Origin of the sequence: Methanobrevibacter sp. 87.7 (genome assembly GCF_002208625.1) — an archaeon.
Lineage (GTDB): Archaea > Methanobacteriota > Methanobacteria > Methanobacteriales > Methanobacteriaceae > Methanarmilla.
Genome location: NZ_MRCT01000146.1, coordinates 1 through 4343 on the forward strand (window position 1 = coordinate 1; position 4343 = coordinate 4343).

A 4343-nucleotide genomic window follows, 5' to 3' on the forward strand; every position below is an offset into this window, starting at 1 on the left:
TTTAAAGGCTATTTCTTTTTTTATTTTAAATTCGTGTATTGAAATTATAGTTTCTTTTGTATATTTAACAAAGTTTAAATATATAATTAAAGCAATATAATTATATATTATATAAAATAGTTTTAAAATTATTATTATATTTATATTATTTTAAAATTAAGATATATCGGCATATTAAAATTATTGATAAAAAGAGGTATTTCTATGAAAGTTATTGTTGATGCGTCTAATGTAGCACATTTCAAAAAAGATGAAAATTCTAAACCGATGTTAAATAATATTTTAGCAGCAGTTGAATCTTTAGAAGCTAAAGGCGATGAATTTGTAGTTATTGCAGATGCTTCTCTCGCACATGATATTGATAATCCTGAGGAATATAATAAACTTGTTGCCGATGAACTTATTGAAGAAGTGCCTTCTGGTAATAATGCTGATCATTTTATATTAAAATTAGCAGAAGAAGAAAATGCTAAAGTATTATCTAATGATAAATTTAGAGATTTTAAAGATGAATTCTTTAATATTGACTCAATTAGAATACCATTTTCTTTTGATGGTAGTCGTTTAGTAATGGGTCACTCTAAAAAACCTAAAAAAGATAAAAATATTTTACAACATATTTGTGATGATATTTTAGATCAATTTGAAGCTAAACGTTGGGATACTTATAGGGAAAAAGAAGGTATTGAACTTACTCCTTTAAATATTGCTAAAGAATCTATTATTAAATTAGATGATGCAGAACATCATGGATTAGATAATAAAATAGAAGGAGTTTTATCTAAAATCCCTATGTTTAAAGAAGTTGTTAGTATGGTTGATGGTGTTGAAACACAAGCACCACATATTATATTTGTACTTGTACATCCGAGAGATTATAAAGTTACTGTTAGGAATGCAGGACCTATCTCTAATGCAATTGCAGAAAGGTTAAGGTTACCTAAAAAACCTTTAATTGCTGTACGTAATGATTTATTTACAAAACCAGGAACTTTCAATTTAAATGCATTATATAATGAAGAAGTTATGGATTATTCTCCATTTAATGTTGAAATTCATATTGATAATTTTGATGAAATATTTATTAAGAAAAATTCTAGAAATATTGCAAGTACAATTGCATCAAGAACTGGTTCTTGGAAATTCCCATTTGTTACAGTTAAACCAGATATTATGTTAGAAAAACCTGGAGATTTTGAAATATTCTTAGAAAAAGGAGGAAACAAAGATGAGGACTCCTTATTTTAGATATTATGATTTATTAGTTAAAGGAGGAAAATTATATGGCGGATCATGAATTATTAGGTAGTCTTATTTCTCTTTTAACACATTATAAAACAATCAGTATAGGTACTAAATTTTTCCCAACAAATGAAACAGAAACAGAATATGTTGATTTATTTAATTATACTGAAACTATATTAATGGAGATTGAACCTGCAGAGATTACAACTGATAGTATTTTCTATAATTTAGTACGTGATATTGGTGAAGAAAATATACCTGAAAATCATAGTTTCTATGAATTTGTTCCTGCAGAACAAAGAGTAGAGGAATATGCTCTTGTTAGTGATATTATCATGGGTAATGATAGGTATTTATATGTTGAAATTCCTCAAGCTCATCCGGTTATCCGTGAATTTTCTAAAATGATTGTAGATTCTGGTGGGGAAATTGTAGAACAATCTGAATCTGAAATCATTGCTAAAATGTTAAGTAAAAATCAAGCTATTCAAGTTGCATTACATATGATTAGTTTAGGTTATAAATATGATGTTTTAGTAGCTGCTGCTGTAGGTATGACTGGTGCAGCTGCACTTGAAAGATCTATTAATTATACTCATGAAGTTGGTGGATTTTCTGGTGTTGCATTCACTAAACTTGGTGGAGAATATGCTATAGTAATTGATGCTCCATTTGAAATTGGAACTTCTAAAAAACATAATTTTGATAATTATCTATTTATTGATATTATTGATTCAACAGGATTTATTTCAGAAAATGGTAGAGATAAATTACTTGAATTAATGACTGGTGTTAAAAACTTTATTGAAACTGAATGTCAAGGTCAAATTGAAGGTTATCGTGAAGGTGGGGATGATTTTATTGCGAGATTCCCTAGTAAAGATTTAGCTATACGTGCAGGATTAGATACTGCTTGGTTTATTTTAAATAATGGTGCTAAAGTTAGAGCAGGTATAGGTAAAAGTAGAAGGGAAGCAGGAGAAAGAGCTCAACTTGCAGATCATATTTTTGTATTTGGTCAACCTTTATCTCTTGTTGTTTTTGAACTTGCTAATGGTATATATGCATATAATATTCCATCTGAATTCCATAGAACAATTATTGATTTATTAATGAATCAAAAAGCTAAATTAGTTGGAGTCTTTTTAGTAGTATTTATTTTATGTTACTTATTATCTGTTTTAGGTCATCCAATTTATGGTTTAGCTGTTATTTTACTTGTATTAATTTATGCTGCAGCATCATAAATTAATCTTTTTTTCACATTTTTTATTAATTGTTTAAATTGTTTAATTTATTTAGTTCCATATAGATGTAAACTATACTTTTTTCTTGTTTTTTACTATTTTTTTAAAAATTAGTTTTTTGTATTTTTTTTTAATTAAAAAATTATTTTTTGTGTTCATGTTTTTTTTTTAAAAAATTAGTTTTTATTTATTTTTTAATTGTTTAATTAGAAAAATTAGTTTTTTGTATTTTTAATCTTGTTGTATATTATTTAATTTAGGAGAAAATTAGTTTATTTTTATAATATTATAAAGTTTAATATTATATTCTTATTTTATTTTGAAAAAATTAGTTTTATACATTAAGAATATTTTCTAAATCAATTTTTATATATTTAAATTATTTTAAAATTAGTACTTATTTAAAAAAGTTTTAAAGTTAAGAACTTTAAAGTTCTTCTTCACTTCGGCGTTTAGCTTCTAATAGTATGCGTGTTACTTCTTTAGATCTAGCACCTTTATCTAATTTCCAATTCTCAGAAGCATTATTGTCTAACCAATTTGCTAAGTCTTTTGGAAGAGAAATATTCATCCGTGATTTTTCAGATAGTTTCCAAATCCTATCTACTTCTTCTTTATTTGCCATTATATGATTATTTTTATTAAGCTATATATATTATTTACTAATTATTATTGTATTTATTTATATATTTCTATAAATATGATTTTCATTATAAGTATAATACAAAATATTTGTAATTATAATCAAATGTAATACTTTATAAAATTATATATTAATGTGTGTATGTGTGTATGTATTCATATACTCTTTTTTTACATCAATTTATTATTACTTTTAATAATATTATATTTTAATACTTATAATATTTTTATTTTTTATATTAAACAATTTTAATTAATTTTAAAAATATATTATAAAATTTAATAGTAATACCTCTTTTAAGTATATGTGTACACACATACACATATAACAAAGTATTTAAATAGATTATAATATATAATTATATAATTAGTATAATGTGTTGAAGTTTATATTGTAATGTTGGAATATTATTATGAATATTTTCAGTTTTTAACAAATATTTATAATTGTGTTTATTTTAATCTGTTTTTCTAGTATTAACTATGATTATTTTTCAAAATCCAATATTTCTAAAATTCTTTTGCATATTTATATTTAAAAAGGTATATGGTTTTTGAAAATGAGGTCTAGAAGAAGAAGACGCCAAGAAAAATTAGTACTTGGGTTTATTATTTTGATTGTTGCTTTTGGTCTTGGTTCAACAATGGGTATTTCTATGGGATTTAATGGTAATTCTACAGAGGTCATACAAAACAATACAACTCATGTTCCTATTGATGTAACTCATAATATTAGTGCTTATGAAAATAGTAGTGATGAAAATTATGATAATGTCGATAATGTAAATACATCAAGTAGTAGTGAAGGAGTAGTACAATACAGTGGATCTAATTCTTCATCTTCAGATTATTCTTATGAATATCAGACTAATGATGTAGATTCATCACAATATTATTAGTTACAAGAACTATTTTTATATTGCAAATGGTGTAATTATTACACCATAATTTTTTTATACTAAAACTTACAAATAATAAGTTTAGTTTACTTTTTTTCTTATGCTCCGTTGGTGTAGTCCGGCCAATCATTCTGTCCTTTCGAGCCGGAGACTCGGGTTCGAATCCCGAACGGAGCATTATTTTTATTTAACTTAAATTATTAAATTTATTAATTTTTATTATGTTTTATTTATTTTTAAGAAATTGAAATTTTTATTAGTTTTATATGCTTATTTTAATAAAATTATTAAAATGTATTTAAAGTATTAT

The 4343-nt window shown here is 24.2% G+C and carries 4 protein-coding genes and 1 tRNA gene; 4 read left to right on the forward strand and 1 reads right to left on the reverse strand.

What is annotated here, in order from left to right:
• The first annotated feature begins 204 nt into the window (after positions 1-204).
• Together BGI41_RS06820 and BGI41_RS06825 are read left to right on the forward strand one after the other, a co-directional pair.
• Positions 205-1248 carry a Zc3h12a-like ribonuclease gene (locus tag BGI41_RS06820; RefSeq protein WP_088539798.1) on the forward strand — a complete coding sequence of 348 codons (1044 nt, stop codon included), beginning with the start codon at positions 205-207 and terminating at the stop codon, positions 1246-1248.
• 35 nt (positions 1249-1283) lie between these two features.
• Positions 1284-2492, forward strand: a complete 1209-nt coding sequence (locus tag BGI41_RS06825; RefSeq protein WP_088539800.1) for a hypothetical protein — start codon at positions 1284-1286, stop codon at positions 2490-2492.
• Positions 2493-2919: 427 nt separating this feature from the next.
• Here the strand turns inward: BGI41_RS06825 and BGI41_RS06830 are convergent, their stop codons facing one another.
• A complete protein-coding gene (locus tag BGI41_RS06830) occupies positions 2920-3117 on the reverse strand; it encodes a hypothetical protein (protein WP_016358601.1) in 198 nt (65 codons plus the stop codon).
• Between the two features lie 577 nt (positions 3118-3694).
• Between BGI41_RS06830 and BGI41_RS06835 the strand changes: the two genes are divergently transcribed.
• Positions 3695-4033: a hypothetical protein gene (locus tag BGI41_RS06835; protein WP_088539803.1), complete on the forward strand. Its 339-nt coding sequence runs from the start codon at positions 3695-3697 to the stop codon at positions 4031-4033.
• Between the two features lie 102 nt (positions 4034-4135).
• Positions 4136-4210: transfer RNA gene (locus BGI41_RS06840), tRNA-Glu, on the forward strand.
• Positions 4211-4343 lie beyond the last annotated feature (133 nt).

Coding starts and splice junctions, on each gene's coding strand:
- BGI41_RS06830 (WP_016358601.1), bottom strand. CDS start 3,117: ATGGCAAATAAAGAAGAAGTAGATAGGATTTGGAAACTATCTGAAAAA.
- BGI41_RS06825 (WP_088539800.1), top strand. CDS start 1,284: ATGGCGGATCATGAATTATTAGGTAGTCTTATTTCTCTTTTAACACAT.
- BGI41_RS06820 (WP_088539798.1), top strand. CDS start 205: ATGAAAGTTATTGTTGATGCGTCTAATGTAGCACATTTCAAAAAAGAT.
- BGI41_RS06835 (WP_088539803.1), top strand. CDS start 3,695: ATGAGGTCTAGAAGAAGAAGACGCCAAGAAAAATTAGTACTTGGGTTT.